The following is a 20025-nucleotide window of genomic DNA, read 5'->3' on the forward strand; positions in this document are numbered from 1 at the left end:
AGGAGAATGCCTTATGAAGAAGCTATATCAGTCAGAACTCTATACAAAACATCATTGGAAAATTTAAAGGCAATATTTTTCTTCCACATTTTGTATATTTCACACTAGCGGCAATTAAGTATCTTGCACTGCCGATCTTGTTATTATTATGTGATATACATTCGGATTGGGTGTACAGCTACTAAAAAGAATCCGCAAACCTTTCGATACTTTATGTATCTTTGGTTTGCGGATTCTTTTTTTATCATTTATATATTTTTTGATTCGATTGAAATTAATTATTCGTAGCGAGGGCCTCATTCTCAGCAGCAAGCATTTCATCTTCATCTTCGTCGCTCATAGAGTATGCGATATTGACACTATGATCAGCGATACGCTCTAATTCAGAAAGCATATCAGAGAATAATAAACCAGCTCTTGGCTCACAGTCACCTTTGGCAAGACGTTTGATATGATGCTTCTGGTAGCGGCGTTCCATCTTATCGATGGAAGCTTCCAAAGCAGCAATCTCAGCAAGTTTATCTTCTTGTGTGTTCACACCATCCTGAGCCATAAAACTTTCTAAAGAAAGTTTTAACAGTTTAGAGACAGCTTCATACATTTTTTTGATTTCCTCTTTTGCATCGCCAGTAAGACCAGTATTATGTTTTAATTCGGTCTTTGTATAATCAGCAAAGTTCTCTGCGTGATCTCCAATTCGTTCAATATCATTGACTACATAGAACATGGAACCTAAAATCTTCTGATCGGCCAAAGGCAAAGATAACTGGTTTGATTTTACCAGATAATCTGTAATCGCATGGCTGACATTGTTGATGTCTTCTTCTCTGTGATAAATCTTATTCAGATATTCATCAGACTGATTTAAAAATCCTTTGATGGAACGATCCAGATTCTCCTGTGCCATATCTGCCATACGTTTTAATTCATTCTTAGCCTGAGGAATCATAGTTGCAGGAGATTTTAAGGAAATCTCTGTGATGTACTGTAATTCATTATGATGTACTTTTTGATCTTCTCCAGGAATGATCTTCTCAGTTAATGCAACAACTAAAGGTGTACATGGGAACATGAATAATACTTCAATGATCTTAAATGTTGTATGTGCATTTGCAACACTTCGTCCAAGATTTCCACCGGAAATACTTAAGAAGAAGTTAGTAATAGGCTCAAGTGCGATACTAAGTCCTGTAAAGATGATGATACTTCCAAATACGTTAAATAAGAAATGGATCATCGCAGCACGTTTCGCACCCTTATTACCACTTAAGCTGGCAAGTAATGCAGATACACAAGATCCCATATTACATCCAAGGATAATAAAGAAACAGATCGGAAGGCTTAATAATCCCTGTGAGGCCATTAACAAAACGATACTTACAGTGACTGAAGAACTCTGTAAGATCGCAGTCATGATAAATCCAAATAAAACTCCAAGGAAATGGTTATCAAGTGTCTGAAGATAAGACGTGATCAATGGTGAATCTTTTAACACAGACATAGCACTTGACATGGAAGTTAATCCCATAAATAAAACACCAAATCCAAGAACAACTTCTCCAATTTTCTGAACCGTAGGATTATTCATAAATAATACCATGATAACACCAGCCATCAAAAAGACAGGTGCGATCTCAGAAAGATTAAAAGATACAAGCTGAGAAGTAACAGTAGTACCGATATTGGCACCAAGGATAACTCCGGCAGCCTGAGATAAGTTCATAAGCCCAGCATTTACAAAGCTTACTACCATAACAGTAGCAGCACTGGAGGACTGAATGACTGCGGTAAAAAAGATACCGACTAACATACCGGTCAAACGGTTTGTAGTAAATATTTCAAGAATCCGGCGAAGTTTGGCACCGGCAGCTTTCTCAAGTCCATCGCTCATCAGTTTCATTCCATAAAGAAAGAGGCCAAGGCCTCCCATCAGAGCAAGTATGATAGTATAGTCCATACAACATTTCTCCTTTTTAACAATAACTTAACATAAATATTACTTATATTTTACTTTATACGAGGCAATGTGACAAGAAAAATTTTGATTTGTGATAGAGTTGCATGTATGAGATAGAAATATTCAAACTTCACATCTTCTGTCTGAGAAAACATCAGTTTACAGCCAGTAACATTCTCCATACACATCCGGTAGTGGTTTCGATTACGTCATCAAACCAGCAAATTAATATTTGTCTAAGCAAAATATTCATGATATAATCAGAGATACTGTAAAAATAGAGATGAATTAGATAAAGTAGGAGAAATAATAGAATGGAACAGTTAAAGAATGAGTCGTCAAGACAGTACGAATATATGGAAGAAATGAAAAAATGGGTTCAGAAAAAGTCTGAAGAATTAGGACGTAAGTTAACATGCCATGTAACAACATTTGGCTGTCAGATGAATGAAAAAGATTCAGAAAAGTTATTAGGAATCCTAGAAACGATCGGATATGAAGAAGTTGAGACAGAAGATGCAGACTTCTTAATTTTTAATACATGTACTGTCCGTGAAAATGCCAATACAAAGTTATATGGACACTTAGGACAGGTTAAGAAGATGAAAGAAAGAAATCCACAGATGATGATCGGATTATGTGGATGTATGATGCAGGAAGAACATGTCATTGAGAAAATCCGTACAAGTTATAAATTCGTAGATATCATTTTTGGAACACATAATATCTTCAAATTAGCTGAATTATTAAAAGCAAGAGTTGATTCTAAGGGGATGATCGTTGATATCTGGAAAAATACAGACCAGATTGTGGAAGATCTTCCAAGTGACCGTAAGTTTTCATTCAAATGTGGAGTCAATATCATGTATGGATGTAATAACTTCTGTAGTTACTGTATTGTACCATATGTAAGAGGAAGAGAGAGAAGCCGTAAGCCGGAAGATATCATTAAAGAAGTAAAACAGGTAGTATCAGAAGGAGTCAAAGAGGTTATGCTTCTTGGACAGAACGTAAACTCTTACGGAAAGACATTAGAGGAACCAATGTCTTTTGCCCAGTTATTAAGAGAAGTAGAAAAAGTCGAAGGATTAGAAAGAATCCGTTTTATGACTCCACATCCAAAGGATTTATCTGATGAGCTGATCGAAGTGATGGCAACAAGCAAGAAAGTATGTAAACATATGCATCTTCCAATGCAGTCAGGTAGCAGCCGTCTGTTAAAATTGATGAACCGTCACTATACAAAAGAACAGTATATTGCATTAGCTAAGAAGATTCAGGAGAGAATCCCTGGAGTATCATTTACAACAGATATTATCGTAGGATTCCCTGGAGAGACAGAAGAAGACTTCGAAGAGACATTAGATGTTGTAAGAGAAGTCGGATTTGACAGTGCATACACATATGTATATTCCAAACGTTCTGGAACACCAGCAGCAAGCATGGAGGATCAGGTGGATAAAGATGTCATCAAAGACCGCTTTGATAGACTTCTTGCCTTATTAAAAGAGACATCAGCAAAGAACTGTAAGAAGAAAGTAGGAGATATCGAGAGAGTTCTGATCGAAGAGGAAAATACACACGAAGAAGGAATGTTAACAGGAAGATTGGAAAATAACCTGTTAGTTCATTTCAGAGGATGCAAAGAACAGATCGGTACAATGGCCGATGTCAAATTAGTTGAGGAAAAAGGTTTCTATTATATGGGAGAACAGATCCATGGCTAAAAAAGGAAAACTTACACCGATGATGCAGCAGTATATGCAGATCAAAGAAGAGAATAAGGATTGTATCTTATTCTACCGCCTCGGAGATTTCTACGAGATGTTCTTTGATGATGCACTGACGGCATCCAAAGAATTAGAGATTACATTAACAGGAAAGAACTGTGGACTTGAGGAGCGCGCACCAATGTGTGGCGTTCCTTATCACGCTGTAGATTCTTATTTAAATAAATTAGTAGAAAAAGGATACAAAGTCGGAATCTGTGAGCAGGTGGAAGACCCAAGCCAGGCAAAAGGGATCGTAAAGAGAGAGATCGTGCGTATCGTAACACCTGGAACGAATATTTCACAGCAGAGTCTTGATGATGAGAAGAATAATTATCTGATGTGTATCTTTGCAAGTGATGGAAGCTATGGAATCTCATTTGTTGATGTCACAACAGGAGATTTCAGAACAACCTCCATGGACAGTTTAGCAAAGGTACGAGATGAGATCTTTAAATTCGAGCCGGCAGAGATCATTTGCAATGATGCATTCCTGATCAGTGGCATGGATTTTGATTATTTAAAAGATAAGATGTCTATCGTGATCTCAAGCATTGAGCCATATCATTTTGATGAAGAACAGGCAGAAGAACGGATCAAACGTCAGTTTAAAGTAGGAAATTTAGAAGGTCTTGGACTTGTGGATTATCCAATGGGAGTGATCGCAACTGGTGCATTACTTGGATATCTGCATGAGACACAGAAAAGTTCCTTAGATCATTTGATGCATATTGATGCATATGAGACAAGTGAATTTATGATCATTGACAGTTCCAGCCGCAGAAATTTAGAACTGTGCGAGACATTAAGAGATAAACAGAAAAAAGGTTCCCTTTTATGGGTATTAGATAAGACAAAGACAGCCATGGGAGCCAGAATGTTAAGAAATATGGTAGAGCAGCCATTGGTTGACAAGAAAAAGATCGAAGAGAGATACGATGCAATCACAACACTTACGAATCAGACGATTGTGAGAGAAGAATTAAGAGAATACTTAAATCCAATTTATGATCTGGAACGTCTGATGACAAAAGTAAGTTATAAGACAGCAAATCCAAGAGATATGATCGCATTTAAGACATCATTGGAACTTTTACCAGCGATCAAAACGATTCTTGAAGAATGTAAAGATCCGCTATTATCAGGGTTAAGAGAAGATTTAGACCCATTAGAAGATATTCATGATCTGTTAGAAGATTCCATTATTGAAGAACCACCGCTTGCGATCAAAGAAGGCGGAATCATCAAAGAAGGGTTTAAAGATGATATTGATCAATTAAAACGTGCGAAAACAGAAGGAAAACAGTGGTTGATGGAACTTGAGGAAAGAGAACGAGAGAAAACTGGAATCAAGAATCTGAAGATTAAATATAATAAAGTTTTTGGGTATTATTTGGATGTAACAAATTCTTACAAAGATCTTGTGCCCAATTATTATATTCGTAAGCAGACACTGGCAAATTCTGAGCGATATACAACAGAAGAATTAAACCAGCTGGCAGATACGATCTTAGGATCTGAAGATCGTCTGTATGCATTAGAATATGAAACTTATGTTACGATCCGTGAAACATTAGCAGGAGAGATGGAGAGAATCTCAAGAACAGCCAATGTGATCGCACAGATTGATGCAATGGCCTCTTTTGCATATGTCGCAGAACGCAATCATTTTGTGCGTCCAAAATTAAATGTAAGAGGAACGATTGATATCAAAGATGGAAGACACCCGGTTGTAGAACAGGTGATTCCAAATGATATGTTCATTTCTAATGACACATACCTTGACAATAAGAAGAATCGTGTCGCGATCATCACGGGACCAAACATGGCAGGTAAATCAACCTATATGAGGCAGGTTGCCCTGATCGTGTTAATGGCACAGATTGGTTCTTTTGTACCAGCGGCAAAAGCTAATATTGGTATCGTAGATCGTATCTTTACAAGAGTCGGGGCATCTGATGATCTTGCTTCCGGACAGAGTACATTTATGGTTGAGATGAGTGAAGTTGCCAATATTTTAAGAAATGCGACAAAAAACAGCTTGCTGATCTTAGATGAGATTGGACGAGGAACCAGTACATTTGACGGACTGTCTATTGCATGGGCAGTTGTGGAATATATCAGTAATTCCAAGCTTCTTGGTGCAAAAACTCTGTTTGCGACACATTACCATGAACTGACAGAGTTAGAAGGTAAGATCGACAGTGTACATAACTACTGTATTGCGGTCAAAGAACAGGGAGACGATATCGTATTCCTTCGTAAGATCGTAAAAGGCGGTGCAGACAAGAGTTATGGAGTTCAGGTAGCGAAACTTGCAGGAGTACCAGATGCAGTGATCAACCGTGCAAAAGAGATCGCAAGAGAGCTGGAAGAACACGATCTGACATCAGGTGCTAAAGACATCATGCCATATGGAGAGGCCGAACAGTTAAGCTTCTTCAGGGAAAGTGATGAGCCAACAATGGAACATCCATTTATGGCAGAACTAAGAGAAAAAGATCTTTCCGATATGACACCACTGGAAGCATTAAATTACCTGTATGTATTACAGGAAAAGTTAAAGAACGAGGAGTAATTTATGGCGAAGATACAATTACTGGATCAAAAGACAATCGATAATATCGCAGCAGGAGAAGTCATTGAGAGACCAGCTTCTGTTGTAAAGGAACTTGTGGAAAATGCAGTTGATGCCAATGCCAATGCGATCACGGTTGAGATCAAAGATGGCGGAATGACGTTAATAAGAGTTACAGATAATGGAATCGGAATTCCAAAAGATCAGGTAAAGACTGCATTTTTGCGTCATGCAACAAGTAAGATCCGTTCGGTTGAAGATCTGTTAAGTGTATCTTCTCTTGGATTTCGAGGAGAGGCATTATCAAGTATCAGTGCGGTTGCACAGGTTGAACTAGTAACAAAGACAGCAGAAAGTTTTAGTGGAGTATCCTATAAGATCTATGGAGGAGAGGAAGAAGCTTTTGATGACATCGGAGCACCCGATGGAACGACATTTCTTGTAAAGAATCTGTTTTATAATACACCAGCAAGAAGAAAGTTCTTAAAGAGTGCGACAACCGAAGCAGGATATGTGGAACAGATGATGGTACACATTGCCCTAAGCCATCCCGAAATCTCCTTCAAATTTATTCATAATAACAAGAATAAGATTTATACTTCTGGAAATGGAAAAGTTAAAGATATCATTTATCATATCTATGGAAGAGATGTGGCAGGAGCGTTAATTCCTGTACAAGCACAAAGTGAAGATGTCAAAGTGACAGGATTTGTCGCAAAACCTTATGTTTCCAGAGGCAACAGAAATTATGAGAGCTATTTTATCAATGGAAGATATATCAAAAGCTCGATCATTTACAAGTCGATTGAAGAAGGATATCGTACTTTTACGATGAAACATAGATATCCGTTTGTGTGTCTTGATTTTAAGATTAATCAGGAATTATTGGATGTCAATGTCCATCCGACGAAGATGGAGATACGATTTCGCAATGGAAGAGAGATTTATGAACTGGTTGTGGATACAGTCAGGGAGGCGTTACTTCAGAAAGATCTGGTGCAGGATGTATTAAGAGAAACACCGAAGAAGAAAGAACAGCCGAAAACAAAAGAAGTGAAAAAGCCTGAGCCATTTGAGGTAAATCGAAGGAAAGAAGAGACTCAGAAGATGGACCAGACGATGAAAGACTTTGCACAGATGCGACAAAGTCAGACGAATCAGCAAGGACAAGGTGTGCAGCAGATTGAAAAGTCGTCAATTGTAGCAAATTCAATAGGACATAGGGCAAAGCCTGAGGGTATGAAACAAGATCGTTTAAAGAGCGAATCATCTCAAACCGCAAAGAAACCAACCTACGCAGGCTTAAACTACAACACACAGAAAAAAGAATTCCCGCAATACAAGACCGATGAATTAAGCAGTAACCAGATGACATTAAGAGAAGATCCGGTCTTTTCTGTACAGGCAAGACCTGACCGCAAGATCTTAGGACAGCTCTTTAAGACCTACTGGCTGATCGAATACGAAGACCAGTTATTCATTATGGACCAGCATGCGGCACATGAGAAGGTGAACTATGAAAGACTGATGAAGAATTTTAAAGAAAAAGAAATCTACAGTCAGAGATTAGAGCCGCCAATGGTAGTAACGGTTTCCATGATGGAAGCAGAAGCATTAGAAAGATACAAAGATGCATTCGCAGGTTTAGGATTTACGATAGAATCCTTTGGTGGAAATGAATATTGTATCCGTGAAGTTCCCGCAAATCTTTATGGAATTGGGGAAAGAGATTTATTTATGGAACTTTTAGATGCTGTGAGCCAGGAAAACGGGATAATGGATACTGAAGTGATCGCAAGTAAGATCGCAACGATGGCATGTAAGATGTCGATCAAAGGAAACCAGAGGGTATCGTTGATGGAGGTGGAACATCTCTTAGATGAACTGATGAAACTTGAGAATCCATACCAGTGTCCACACGGAAGACCGACGATCATTAAAATGAGTAAATATGAGATAGATAAGAAGTTTAAAAGAATCGTATAGGAAGCCAGATAAGGAGGAAATATCATGACAGATCAGGAATTATTAAATCTTGCGGATAAAGCAAAACAAAAAGCATATGTACCATATTCAAAATTTCAGGTAGGAGCAGCAATTCTTACAAAGGAAGGAAAAGTATTTACAGGATGTAATGTGGAGAATTCTTCTTATGGAGCGGCTATCTGTGCAGAAAGAACGGCAGCAGTCAAAGCAGTTAGCGAAGGATACCATGATTTTGAAGTGATTGCGATTGCATCCAATGGAAGTGACAAAGAAACTGTATATCCATGCGGGATCTGCCGACAGTTTCTGCATGAATTTAATCCAGAACTCAAAGTGATCTGTCAAAGTCCAGATGGATTTGAAACTTATCGATTATCAGAACTTATGCCGAAAGGATTTTAAATAGATGAAACCAATGGTAATTTTAACAGGACCGACAGCGGTTGGAAAAACAGAGTTATCGATCCGATTAGCAAAAATCTTAAATGCAGAGATCATTTCCGCAGACTCCATGCAAGTCTATAAGAAAATGGATATTGGAACCGCGAAGATCCGTCCAGAAGAGATGGAAGGGGTCAAACATTATCTTGTGGATGAACTTGACCCAAGGGAAGAATTCCATGTGGCAAGATTTCAGCAGATGGCAAAAGATGCATTAGAAGAAATCTATGCAAAAGGAAAGATTCCACTGATCGTCGGTGGAACAGGATTCTATATTCAAAGTCTTCTTTATGATATTGATTTTACAAAGGAAGACGGAGATCAGGAATATAGAAGACAATTGGAAGAAAAGGCAAAAACAGAAGGAAATGACAGTCTGTATGAGATGTTAAAACAAGTTGATACAAAGTCTACAGAAAAAATTCATAAAAATAATGTCAAACGAGTGATCCGCGCATTAGAATTTTATAAATTAAATGGATATCCGATCTCAGAACACAATGAGAAAGAAGCAGCAAAGACATCACCATATAATTTTGCTTATTTTGTATTAAATCATAAAAGAGATATCTTATATGACAGAATCAACAAAAGAGTTGATATCATGGCAGAACAAGGCTTGATCGATGAAGTAAAACAATTAAAAGAAGAAGGCTATGAAAAGACGATGGTTTCCATGCAGGGAATTGGATATCGTCAGGTATTTGAATACCTGGAAGGAAATTTATCTCTAGAAGATACGATCGATCTGATCAAGAAAGACACCAGACATTTTGCAAAGCGCCAGCTGACTTGGTTTGGAAGAGAAAAAGAAGTTGTCATGGTAGATAAGTCAAAATTTGGATCAGAAGATGAGATTTTAACATATATGCTTACAATATTAAAAGAAAAGGGGATCTATGATGGATCAGTTAAAGAACTATTATAAGGAAATGGGAGTCGAAGAGAAAGTCTTCGACTACGCACAAGAAGTAGAAAAAGGGTTAAAAGACCGTTTTGAAAAATTAGATGCGATCGCACAGTTAAATCAGATCAAGGTATTAAATGCGATGCAGAAACACCAGATCGCAGAGATGCATTTGGGTGGTACAACAGGATATGGATATAATGATTCTGGAAGAGAAGCAGTGGAAGCTTTGTATGCCGATGTTTTTGGAACAGAAGATGCACTTGTAAGACCACAGATCACATGTGGAACTCATGCATTAGGTCTGGCATTATCCGCAAATTTACGTCCAGGAGACGAAATTCTTGCTATTTCAGGAAAACCATATGATACACTAGAAGAAGTGATCGGAATCCGTGAATCCAAAGGATCCCTGAAAGAATATGGGATTACATATGCACAGGTAGATCTGTTAGAAGATGGAAGTTTTGATTTTGAAGGAATCAAAGATGCGATCAATGACAAAACGAAACTGATTCATATCCAGAGATCCAAAGGATATGCTACAAGACCAACATTATCGGTTGATGTGATCGGGGAAGCGATCGCATTTGTAAAAGAGATCAACAAAGATCTGATCGTTATGGTTGATAACTGCTATGGTGAATTTGTGGAGGAAAAGGAACCATCAGAAGTTGGAGCCGATATGATTGTTGGTTCTCTGATCAAGAATCCGGGTGGGGGACTAGCACCAATCGGTGGTTATATCTGTGGAAGAAGTGACCTGATCGAACAGTGTGCATACAGACTTACAACACCGGGACTTGGAAAGGAAGTAGGAGCAAGTCTAGGGGTAAACCGTCAGTTTATCCAAGGGTTCTTTATGGCACCAACGGTTGTTAATGCAGCGGTTAAAGGAGCAATTTTTGCAGCAAACCTTTATGAGAAATTAGGATTTAAAGTCATTCCAGATGGAAAAGAAGAACGCCATGATATCATTCAGGCAGTAGAATTTCATGATCCAGAGAAACTGGTTGCATTTTGTGAGGGAATTCAGAAAGCATCTCCGATTGACAGCCATGTAACGCCAATTCCATGGGATATGCCAGGATATGATAGTCAGGTCATTATGGCAGCAGGAACATTTGTATCTGGTGCATCCATTGAATTAAGTGCAGATGGACCGATGAAAGAACCATATGCGGTTTATTTCCAGGGAGGGCTTACTTACCCTCATGCAAAATACGGAATTATCATGTCACTACAGAGAATGGAAGAAAAAGGGTTAGTTGAAATTCCAGAAGTATAAGAAATAAGAAAAATTTAAGGAAAACAACGGTTTGATTTCTATACATAAAAGAAAAGTTATGATAAAATTTATAAATGGGAAATGTTTTTGATCTTTGGGATTTTTTCGGTAGAAAGGATCAGATATGGAGAAAAAACATCAGACATTAAAGGAATTACCAATTTCAGAAAGACCCTATGAAAAGTGTGAAAAAAGTGGAGTAGAGGCTTTGTCAGATGCAGAATTGCTGGCAGTAGTCTTAAGAAGTGGAACGAAAGATCTGACAGTGGTGGATCTTTCTAAGCAGATTTTATCAATGAATCCTTTTTATGAAGGGCTTCTTGGAATCTGTCACACTTCCAGAGAAGAATTACAAAAGATACCTGGAATCGGGAAAGTAAAAGCAATGCAGATTTTATGCATTGCTGAATTATCCAAACGATTAGCACAGGCAAAAGTAGAAGATAAGATAAGTTTTCATGATCCGTCATCGATTGCAGATTATTATATGGAACAGATGCGGCATTTAAACAGGGAAGAGATGATTTTAATCTTTTTTAATGGGAAAAATAAAGTTATCAAAGAACTTAAAGTTTCTGTAGGAACGGTAAATCAGACAGTGGCTTCGCCAAGAGAACTATTTCTTGAGGCATTGCGGTGTGAAGCGGTATCAGTTCTAATGATCCATAATCATCCATCGGGTGATCCAACACCAAGCAGGCAGGATATTCTCACAACAAAGCGCATGAAAGAAGCAGGAGAGTTTCTTGGAATACCACTGTGTGACCATATTATCATTGGAGACAGAACATATATAAGTTTTCGGGAAGAACACATGATATAAGGAGCAGAAATATGAAAACGACACAGTTAGGAATTGAACTAGGAAGCAGACATTTAAGAATTGCTGCAACAAAGAAGAAAGAATTTTTAAAGATTAAGAATATGATTGCTTTTGATGAAGATGATAAAGTCAAAGCAATCGGAGATGAAGCATTTGATATGTATGAGAAACAGCCATATAGTGTGAGGGTTATAAAACCTATGGAACATGGGGTTATTTCAGATTACACAAATATGAGGTATTTATTAGGAACAGTGCTTGATAGATACTTTAAGAGAGTACACAAGCCAGAGCTGGTGATAGCTGTACCTGTGGATATTACAAATGTAGAGAAGAGAGCATTTGATGATCTTGCATGGGAAGCCGCAGGAAAGGTAAAGGATATCAAACTGATAGAGAAACCAATTCTTGCAGCGATTGGAAGCGGAATTGATGTAGAAGCCCCATGTGGTAATATGATCATTGATATCGGGGCGGGTACAACAGAAATTTCTGTGATTTCCTTAGGCGGAATTGTAGAAAGCAGATTACTGCCATATGGTGGGGATCAGATCGATGAGTGGATCAAAGATTATGTAAAGAAGAATTACAAATTAGAGATCGGTATGAAGAATGCAAGACGATTAAAGATGGCATATGCCGAGAATGAGACGCAGCAGGATATTTCTGTAAAAGGAAGAGATATTGTAAGTGGACTTCCAAAAGAAGTAAAGATTCCGGCAGCAATTGTGGAAGAGAAAGCAAGAGATCAGATTCGAGAGATCTGTATGCAGGCAAAAGCGGTACTGGAGGTTGTCACTCCGGAACTTGCGACTGATATTGTGAATGAAGGAATCTATATATCTGGAGGAGCTTGTGGATTTACAAAGACAGAAGAATGGATCAAAGAAGAACTGAAGGTAACGGTTCATATCAAACCAGAACCACAAGATCATGTAATTTTAGGAATGCAGTCATATTTAAAATAAAGTAAATGATGAAATGAGGACAGATGTATGAAATTGCAAAAGAAAAAATTTAATTCAAATCATCTGCTGGCAATCTTTATCGTTATATGTGGATTGTTAGCAGGGATTAGTGTTTTTGCAGGAGGGGTGCTCTCACCGGTAAAGAATGTATTCTTTACGGTTTTATCACCGATGCAGGAAGGCACTAATTCCATCGGAAATTTTGTTTTTTCATGGAATGAGAAGGCAAAAAGCAAGAAAGCACTGAAAGCAGAGAATGAGAAGCTTCAGGAGAAAGTTGATGCATTAAAGATGCAGAATCGTGTGCTTGAACAGAATCAGGTAGAATTAGAACGACTTCAGGATCTGCTGAAATTGAAGAAAAAATACAAAAAATATCATACAGTCGGAGCTAGAGTTATCAGTAAAGGATCAGGAAACTGGTTTGATATATTTATGATCGACAAAGGAAGCAAAGATGGCCTCAAAAAAGATATGAATGTTATTGCAGGAAATGGTCTGGTAGGAATCGTTTATGATGTATCTGCACATACAGCAAAAGTGCGAACGATCATCAATGACACAAGCATGGTCAGTGCAATGTTCTTAAAGACGAATGATTCTTGCATTGTAAATGGAAGTCTTGATACAATGGAAGACGGATATCTGGAAGTTGTATATATCAGTAAGGATGCGAAAGTTAAGAACGGAGATGAGTTGGTAACATCTTATGTAAGTTCTAAATTTAATGAAGGAATCACGATTGGAAAGGTATCCGATATCAAGCTTGATTCTACAAAACTTACAAAGACAGCTAAGGTTACACCGATCGTTGACTTTAAGCATTTAAAAGAAGTATTAGTTATCACAGATCTTAAGAAAACAGAGAACCTCGATACAGGAACTAAGGAATAGCAGGTGAAGATATGAAGATTAAGAGAATTTTGTTTTATGTAATATCTGTACTTGTTTGCTTTCTATTGCAGACATCAGTGTTTGAGTTTTTAAAACTTGCAGATGTTATGCCGAATATCTTACTGATCTTAACAGTTACAATAGCATTTATCAGAGGAAAGAAAGCAGGGATCGTGGTAGGGTTTGTCTGTGGGTTGTTGATTGATATTTTTTCAGGAAGTGTGCTAGGGCAATATGCATTTGTATATCTCATGTTTGGATATGTAAATGGATGGTTTCATGCATATTTTTATGAAGATGATATTTTACTTCCAATCGGCCTTTTGACAGCAAATTCTCTTGTATACAGCTTTGTGATCTTTTTCTTCTTTTTTGCATTAAGAGGAAGACTTCAGTTCTTTTCTTATTTGTTTAAAGTAATGATTCCAGAGGCTGTTTATACAGGAATCACAGCATTGATCATTTATAAGATATTGTTGGAAGTAGATATTAGGATCAGAGATGGTGAAAAAAGGAGTATGTTCTAGTGTTACGAAAAATTTACGATAAAGCAGAAAAATTATTAGCAAACAGACTGCTTGCACTGATCGTACTGATCGCAGTACTTTATTGTGTTTTGATCGGAAGGGTATTTGTGCTTCAGATCGTGGAAGGACAGTCTCATAGGCAGGATTTTACATACAAAGTACAAAAGACAGTCAAGACATCAGGTACACGAGGAAATATTTATGATGTCAATGGAAAATTATTAGCATATAATAAGTTGGTTTACACTGTAAATTTCCAAAATGACAGTGCATTCCAGACACTTGCTAAGCAAAATGGGACATCAGAGAGTTATGAGAAGAATGAAGTAATCTACAAAGTAATTAAGATTCTTGAACGTAATGGAGATTCATTTATCAATGATATTCCAATTGAATATACAGGAAGCGGTAAACTAAGATTTACAGAGACAGGATCAAGACTTAAGAAATTTAAGAGAGATGTTTTTGGAATCGGAAGTGATACTTCTGATCTTTCACAGTCAGAGAAGGAATTAAGAAACAAACAGCTTAATGCGACAGCAGAAGAAGTCTTTCAGTATTTAAGAGATGGAACGATGGGATCATCAGGAACTGGAAAGATGTTTGATATTGATAAAAAATATTCCAAAGAAGATGCATTAAAGATCATGTCAGTAAGATACAGTGCATTTTTGAGTAGATATTCACAGTATATGAAGGTTACGATCGCAAATGAGATCAATAGCAAGAGTATTGCGGAGATCAAAGAAAGAAGTTCAGAACTTCCAGGAATCGATATTGATACAAAGTCTATTCGTGTATATAATAAAAGCGAGGCAATGGCTCATATTATTGGATACACAGGAACAGTCAACACAGACGAATTAGAAACTTATAACAAAGGTAAAAAAGAAGAAGATAAAGATTACTATTCCAGTGATGAAACAGTTGGAAAAGCAGGTATAGAAAAACAGTTTGAGAAGTATCTGCACGGAGACAGCGGAAGCAAGACATTAGTTGTCAATAATGTGGGAAAAATCGTAGAAACTACGAAGACAGTGAAATCCGGGACAGGAAATAATATTACATTATCTATAGACAGTGATCTGCAGGAATATGTATATAATCTTCTTGAGAAAAAGATCGCAGGAATCGTATTATCCAAACTCACAAGTTCTGACAGTGCAGGAAATGACCGTGAGAATATTATGATACCGATCAAGAAAGTATATTATTCATTTATTGGAAATAGTGTGATCGATCTTGAGGATCTGAATGGTAATGATGCAACATCTTACGAAAAGAAGATGTACAAAAAGATTCAGAGGCTTGAAGATGCCGCGATCAAAACATCAAAGAATCTGGTATTGAATGAAAAGAAAGCTTATAAGGATGAAAGTGATGAGAAACAGGCATATTCATCTTATGTATATAGTTTGTTATCAAGTAAGAAGATTCTCTTAAGCAGCTCTATTGATACGACAGATAAAACATACCAGAGATGGAAAAATGAGAAAATCAGTTTAAGCGAATTCTTAAGATATGCGGTGAATAAAGAATGGATAGATATTTCATCTTTGAATATCAACAGTAAGTATAATGATACAGAAGAGATCATGAAAGCACTGGCAGCATATGTTGAAGATGCATTGATTGAGGCAGATGATTTCGATATGACGGTTTGTGAACAGAGTATCATGAAGGGTAAATTAAGTGGAAGAGAAGTATGTCTTCTGCTTTATGAACAGGGAGTCCTTAAGAAGAAAGGCGACAGTGATTATTCTGCCTTGAAATCTGGATCTTTAAACAGTTATGATTTTATCCGTAAGAAATTAAAAAGTTTGCAGATCACACCGGCACAGCTTGGAATGGATCCATGTTCTGGCTCTGTTGTTATTACAGACTCTAAGACTGGAAAGGTAAAAGCATTGGTAAGTTATCCAGGATATGATAGTAATCGTTTATCAAATGGAACAGATTCCGGATATTACAGACAGCTGGCTAATTCAGCATCAACGCCATTATATGACCAGGCATTAAAACACAAAACAGCACCAGGATCTACATTTAAACCATTATCAGCACTATCAGGTCTGAATGAAAAAGTTATTACAACGAGCACGGTGATCAACTGTACAGGTTTGTATGATAAGATCACGCCACCAGCAAAATGCTGGAAGTATCCGGATCGTCATGGACCAAGAACTGTATCTACAGCGATAGAAGCATCTTGTAATTATTTCTTTTATGAAGTAGGATATAGATTAGGAAACAAATCAGGTTCATACAGCAGTAAGGAAGGATTAAAATATCTGGAAAAATACGCAACAGATCTTGGACTGAATAAGAAGTCTGGAATTGAACTTGATGAGTCATCTCCACAGGTTTCTGATGAGACTTCTGTACGTTCTGCCATTGGACAGGGACGTAACAGTTTCACACCAAGTCAGATTTCTAATTATGTGACAACGTTATCAAACAGAGGTACAGTATATAATCTTAGTATCATGGATAAGATCACAGACGATAATGGAAAGACGATTAAGAAGTATGGTGTCAAGAAAGTCAGACAGCTCCATTATGATACGAAGTACTGGAATGCGGTACAGACAGGAATGAGAGGTGTAGTGAATGGAAATGACAGTTCTGTAAGTAGTATTTTCAAAGGAATGAAAGTAAAGGTTGCAGGAAAGACTGGTACTGCACAGGAGAATAAGAAACGTCCAAACCATGCACTGTTTATTTCTTATGGACCATATGAGAAACCAGAGATCACGACGACAGTAGTTATTCCGTTTGGATATACTTCATCCAATGCTGCATCTACGGCAAAGGATATTTATGAGTATTATTTTGCAAATGATAAGACAAAGGCGAAGATGGAGAAGAATAATAAATCAGTCACAGAAACCAATGTAGGTACTGCGGGAGACTAAGAAAAGAAGAGAGGAATCGTATGAATCATCCGGTATTGTTAAAAGGAAACAGCATTGGGCTTACCATGGTGCTTGATCCTGAGATGAAGTTTGAACAGCTCAAAGCTGCTATTTGTGAGAAGTTTATACAGGCAAAAGATTTCTTTAACGGACAGACCCAGATCGCATTGAAGATCGAAGGTCGGAAACTCACATCCCAACAGCTTGAAGAAGTTTTAGGGATTATTGCCGAAAAGACAACATTGACGATCGCATATGTCATAGAAGATGATAAGATCATGGAGACATCATTTAAAGAGGCATTAAAGAAACTTGAGGAGAAGGAACAGAAAAGATCGCAATCTCTGATCGATGAGAGAAGAAAGGGAGATGGACAGTTTTACCGAGGAACCTTAAGGTCTGGACAGAGTCTTGAATCTGATGGAAGTGTTGTTGTTGTCGGAGATGTTAATCCTGGAGCATCAGTCAGCGCGAAAGGAAATGTTGTTGTTCTTGGTTGTGCTAAGGGATATCTAAGTGCAGGAAGCGGTGGAGATGATCATGCATTTGTTGCGGCATTGGACATGCAGCCCATGCAGATACGCATTGGAAAGCATATAGCAAGAAGTGCAGATGGAGAACCGGAGAAGAAGAAAAAATTCTTTGGAAGATCCAAGAACAGTGATAATCAACCGATGGAAGCACAGATTGCATTTGTTGAAGAAGGAAATATTTATATCGAGCCCATATCAAAAGCGCTCTTAAATGAAATCATAGTATAGTGAATGGAGGAAAATAAAATGAGTGAAGTTATTGTAATCACATCTGGAAAAGGTGGCGTTGGAAAGACAACAACCACTGCCAATGTGGGAACAGGATTAGCGAAGGAAGGAAAGAAAGTTGTATTGATTGATACAGATATCGGACTTCGTAATCTGGATGTTGTCATGGGGCTTGAAAATAGGATCGTATATAATTTGGTTGATGTTGTGGAAGGAAATTGCAGAATTAAGCAGGCAATGATCAAAGATAAGAAATATCCAAACCTTTTCTTATTACCATCTGCTCAGACAAGAGATAAGACATCTGTAACACCAGAACAGATGGCAAAACTTGTAGAGGAATTAAAAGATGAATTTGATTATATCATTCTAGACTGCCCGGCTGGAATCGAGCAGGGATTTAAGAATGCGATCGCTGCAGCTGACAGAGCATTGATCGTTACAACTCCGGAGGTATCCGCAATCCGTGATGCAGACCGTATCATTGGTTTATTAGAGGCAAATGACATACATAAGATTGATCTTGTGATCAACAGAATTCGTATGGATATGGTAGAAAGAGGAGATATGCTCTCAAAAGACGATGTGCTTGATATTCTTGCAGTTGACCTGATCGGAATCGTTCCAGATGATGAGAATATCGTTATTTCCACAAACCAGGGAGAGCCGCTGGTTGGAAGCGATACACCAGCAGGAAAAGCTTATAAAAATATTTGTGACCGCGTGATGGGCAAAGAAGTCCCATTTATGGAAATTACAGGACCAACTTTCTTCCAGAGACTTGCACATGTATTTAAAAAGTAGAGGGGAGATAAAAGATGGGTTTTTTTGATAATTTTTTTAAGAAAAAGAGTTCAGGAGAAGTAGCAAAGGACCGTTTGAAATTGCTGCTTGTTTCAGATCGGTCAAATTGCTCTCCTGAGACGATGGAACTGATCAAAAATGACATCATTAAGGTAATCTCCAAATATATGGAGATCGACCCGGACGGATTGGACATTCAGATTACACAAAACAGCGAAGAATCCGAAGGACCGGCATTATATGCCAATATTCCGATTCGCGAGCTTAGAAAATAACATTGGAGAAAGAACATGCTGCGAAATTATCGATTGCAAAATTACAATTTCAAACTCTTATTTAATGTACTTGTACTGATGGCAATGGGACTTTTATTTATTCATAGTGCAAATCCTTCATTCGTTGTAAAACAGGCACTTGGTATTACAATGGGACTTGGTATTATTATTGTAGTATCACTGATTGATTTTCAGGTATTTACAAGAAATGCAGAAATATTGTATATTTTTAATGTAATCATGCTGATCGGCGTCAAGTTATTTGGAAAAGATGTGAATGGAGCAAAGAGGTGGTTTTCCCTTGGACCATTGGGAACATTTCAGCCATCAGAACTTAGTAAAGTGATCATGATTATTGTGATTGCAGCATTCCTTGTCAAACATCAGGATGATCTTAACGAACCTAAGATCCTTGGAAAGCTTGCATTAGTATGTGCAGTACCGCTTCTTTTAATCTTGAAGCAGCCAAGTCTTTCCTCAACACTCGATATTTGTTTTATCATTCTTGGAATGATATTTATGGCAGGATTGTCTTCTAAACTGATCGTTCGTGTATTGATCATTGGAGTACCACTTTTAGCAATCTTTTTATGGTACGTCCAGACGCCTGGACAGGTTTTACTAGAGCCGCATCAGGTGGCCAGGATCATGTCATTTTTACATCCAGAGAATTATGCAGATTCAACAGCTCTTCAGACAAGCAATTCAATTATGGCAATCGGATCTGGAGGATTATTTGGAAAAGGTTTTGGAAGTAATACAATATCGAATGTATCAGCCAGCGATGTAAATTTGGTATCCGAGAATCAGACAGATTTTATTTTCTCAGTGATCGGAGAAGAATTTGGATTTGTTGGATGCGTGATCTTGATCGTTATATTTGCATGCCTTGTATATCAATGTATGAATGTGGCGAAGAAATCAGGAAATCTGATCGGTACTTATGTTGCTGTGGGAGTTGCCTGCTATATGGGATTTCAGTCATTTATCAACATAGCTGTTGCGACAGGAACTATGCCGAATACAGGACAGCCACTTCCGTTTATCAGTTATGGGTTAAGCTCGTTGATGTCGGCATCGATTGCGATCGGAATGGTACTTAACATATATTTACAAAGAAAAAGACACTAGG

Annotated in this window: 16 protein-coding genes; 15 read left to right on the top strand and 1 reads right to left on the bottom strand. The window is 37.7% G+C overall.

Features of this window, described 5'->3' with window-relative positions; genetic code table 11:
* Nucleotides 1–274 precede the first annotated feature (274 nt).
* Nucleotides 275–1957 (bottom strand): Na/Pi cotransporter family protein, encoded by a 1683-nt coding sequence (locus OCV53_RS06730; protein ID WP_022375114.1) that lies wholly within the window; start codon nt 1955–1957, stop codon nt 275–277.
* Nucleotides 1958–2271: 314 nt separating this feature from the next.
* Between OCV53_RS06730 and miaB the strand changes: the two genes are divergently transcribed.
* The 15 genes from miaB (at nt 2272) to OCV53_RS06805 (ending at nt 20024) form a co-directional block, all read left to right on the top strand.
* Complete coding sequence (miaB, locus tag OCV53_RS06735; protein ID WP_055197284.1) at nt 2272–3684, top strand: tRNA (N6-isopentenyl adenosine(37)-C2)-methylthiotransferase MiaB; 1413 nt, start codon at nt 2272–2274, stop codon at nt 3682–3684.
* Nucleotides 3677–6304 carry a DNA mismatch repair protein MutS gene (gene mutS / locus OCV53_RS06740; RefSeq protein ID WP_055197285.1) on the top strand — a complete coding sequence of 876 codons (2628 nt, stop codon included), beginning with the start codon at nt 3677–3679 and terminating at the stop codon, nt 6302–6304. The genes miaB and mutS overlap by 8 nt, the downstream gene beginning before the upstream one ends.
* 3 nt (nt 6305–6307) lie before the next feature.
* Complete coding sequence (gene mutL, locus OCV53_RS06745; RefSeq protein WP_055197287.1) at nt 6308–8290, top strand: DNA mismatch repair endonuclease MutL; 1983 nt, start codon at nt 6308–6310, stop codon at nt 8288–8290.
* Nucleotides 8291–8314: 24 nt separating this feature from the next.
* A complete protein-coding gene (gene cdd / locus OCV53_RS06750) occupies nt 8315–8692 on the top strand; it encodes a cytidine deaminase (protein WP_055197289.1) in 378 nt (125 codons plus the stop codon).
* A gap of 4 nt (nt 8693–8696) precedes the next feature.
* Nucleotides 8697–9659 carry a tRNA (adenosine(37)-N6)-dimethylallyltransferase MiaA gene (gene miaA, locus OCV53_RS06755; RefSeq protein ID WP_055197291.1) on the top strand — a complete coding sequence of 321 codons (963 nt, stop codon included), beginning with the start codon at nt 8697–8699 and terminating at the stop codon, nt 9657–9659.
* Complete coding sequence (locus OCV53_RS06760; RefSeq protein ID WP_055197293.1) at nt 9631–10926, top strand: methionine gamma-lyase family protein; 1296 nt, start codon at nt 9631–9633, stop codon at nt 10924–10926. The genes miaA and OCV53_RS06760 overlap by 29 nt, the downstream gene beginning before the upstream one ends.
* Before the next feature lie 124 nt (nt 10927–11050).
* A complete protein-coding gene (radC, locus tag OCV53_RS06765) occupies nt 11051–11749 on the top strand; it encodes a RadC family protein (RefSeq protein WP_022375121.1) in 699 nt (232 codons plus the stop codon).
* A gap of 11 nt (nt 11750–11760) precedes the next feature.
* The gene (locus OCV53_RS06770) at nt 11761–12717 is read left to right on the top strand and encodes a rod shape-determining protein (RefSeq protein WP_022375122.1); all 957 of its coding nucleotides are present in this window, start codon (nt 11761–11763) and stop codon (nt 12715–12717) included.
* A gap of 27 nt (nt 12718–12744) precedes the next feature.
* Entirely contained in the window at nt 12745–13611 is an 867-nt protein-coding gene (gene mreC, locus OCV53_RS06775; protein ID WP_022375123.1) for a rod shape-determining protein MreC, read from the top strand.
* Between the two features lie 11 nt (nt 13612–13622).
* Complete coding sequence (gene mreD, locus OCV53_RS06780; RefSeq protein WP_022375124.1) at nt 13623–14138, top strand: rod shape-determining protein MreD; 516 nt, start codon at nt 13623–13625, stop codon at nt 14136–14138.
* On the top strand, nt 14138–17053 hold the full coding sequence (locus OCV53_RS06785; protein WP_055197295.1) for a penicillin-binding transpeptidase domain-containing protein: 2916 nt from the start codon (nt 14138–14140) through the stop codon (nt 17051–17053). The genes mreD and OCV53_RS06785 overlap by 1 nt, the downstream gene beginning before the upstream one ends.
* A gap of 20 nt (nt 17054–17073) precedes the next feature.
* Nucleotides 17074–17814 (top strand): septum site-determining protein MinC, encoded by a 741-nt coding sequence (gene minC, locus OCV53_RS06790; RefSeq protein ID WP_022375126.1) that lies wholly within the window; start codon nt 17074–17076, stop codon nt 17812–17814.
* Between the two features lie 18 nt (nt 17815–17832).
* The gene (gene minD / locus OCV53_RS06795; RefSeq protein ID WP_055197297.1) at nt 17833–18618 is read left to right on the top strand and encodes a septum site-determining protein MinD; all 786 of its coding nucleotides are present in this window, start codon (nt 17833–17835) and stop codon (nt 18616–18618) included.
* 14 nt (nt 18619–18632) lie between these two features.
* Complete coding sequence (gene minE, locus OCV53_RS06800; RefSeq protein ID WP_022375128.1) at nt 18633–18893, top strand: cell division topological specificity factor MinE; 261 nt, start codon at nt 18633–18635, stop codon at nt 18891–18893.
* Between the two features lie 15 nt (nt 18894–18908).
* Nucleotides 18909–20024 carry an FtsW/RodA/SpoVE family cell cycle protein gene (locus OCV53_RS06805; protein WP_022375129.1) on the top strand — a complete coding sequence of 372 codons (1116 nt, stop codon included), beginning with the start codon at nt 18909–18911 and terminating at the stop codon, nt 20022–20024.
* The last annotated feature ends 1 nt before the right edge of the window (nt 20025 follow it).

This window comes from Anaerostipes amylophilus, assembly GCF_025567365.1.
GTDB lineage: Bacteria > Bacillota > Clostridia > Lachnospirales > Lachnospiraceae > Anaerostipes > Anaerostipes amylophilus.

Coding starts and splice junctions, on each gene's coding strand:
- OCV53_RS06730 (WP_022375114.1), bottom strand. CDS start 1,957: ATGGACTATACTATCATACTTGCTCTGATGGGAGGCCTTGGCCTCTTT.
- miaB (WP_055197284.1), top strand. CDS start 2,272: ATGGAACAGTTAAAGAATGAGTCGTCAAGACAGTACGAATATATGGAA.
- mutS (WP_055197285.1), top strand. CDS start 3,677: ATGGCTAAAAAAGGAAAACTTACACCGATGATGCAGCAGTATATGCAG.
- mutL (WP_055197287.1), top strand. CDS start 6,308: ATGGCGAAGATACAATTACTGGATCAAAAGACAATCGATAATATCGCA.
- cdd (WP_055197289.1), top strand. CDS start 8,315: ATGACAGATCAGGAATTATTAAATCTTGCGGATAAAGCAAAACAAAAA.
- miaA (WP_055197291.1), top strand. CDS start 8,697: ATGAAACCAATGGTAATTTTAACAGGACCGACAGCGGTTGGAAAAACA.
- OCV53_RS06760 (WP_055197293.1), top strand. CDS start 9,631: ATGATGGATCAGTTAAAGAACTATTATAAGGAAATGGGAGTCGAAGAG.
- radC (WP_022375121.1), top strand. CDS start 11,051: ATGGAGAAAAAACATCAGACATTAAAGGAATTACCAATTTCAGAAAGA.
- OCV53_RS06770 (WP_022375122.1), top strand. CDS start 11,761: ATGAAAACGACACAGTTAGGAATTGAACTAGGAAGCAGACATTTAAGA.
- mreC (WP_022375123.1), top strand. CDS start 12,745: ATGAAATTGCAAAAGAAAAAATTTAATTCAAATCATCTGCTGGCAATC.
- mreD (WP_022375124.1), top strand. CDS start 13,623: ATGAAGATTAAGAGAATTTTGTTTTATGTAATATCTGTACTTGTTTGC.
- minC (WP_022375126.1), top strand. CDS start 17,074: ATGAATCATCCGGTATTGTTAAAAGGAAACAGCATTGGGCTTACCATG.
- minD (WP_055197297.1), top strand. CDS start 17,833: ATGAGTGAAGTTATTGTAATCACATCTGGAAAAGGTGGCGTTGGAAAG.
- minE (WP_022375128.1), top strand. CDS start 18,633: ATGGGTTTTTTTGATAATTTTTTTAAGAAAAAGAGTTCAGGAGAAGTA.
- OCV53_RS06805 (WP_022375129.1), top strand. CDS start 18,909: ATGCTGCGAAATTATCGATTGCAAAATTACAATTTCAAACTCTTATTT.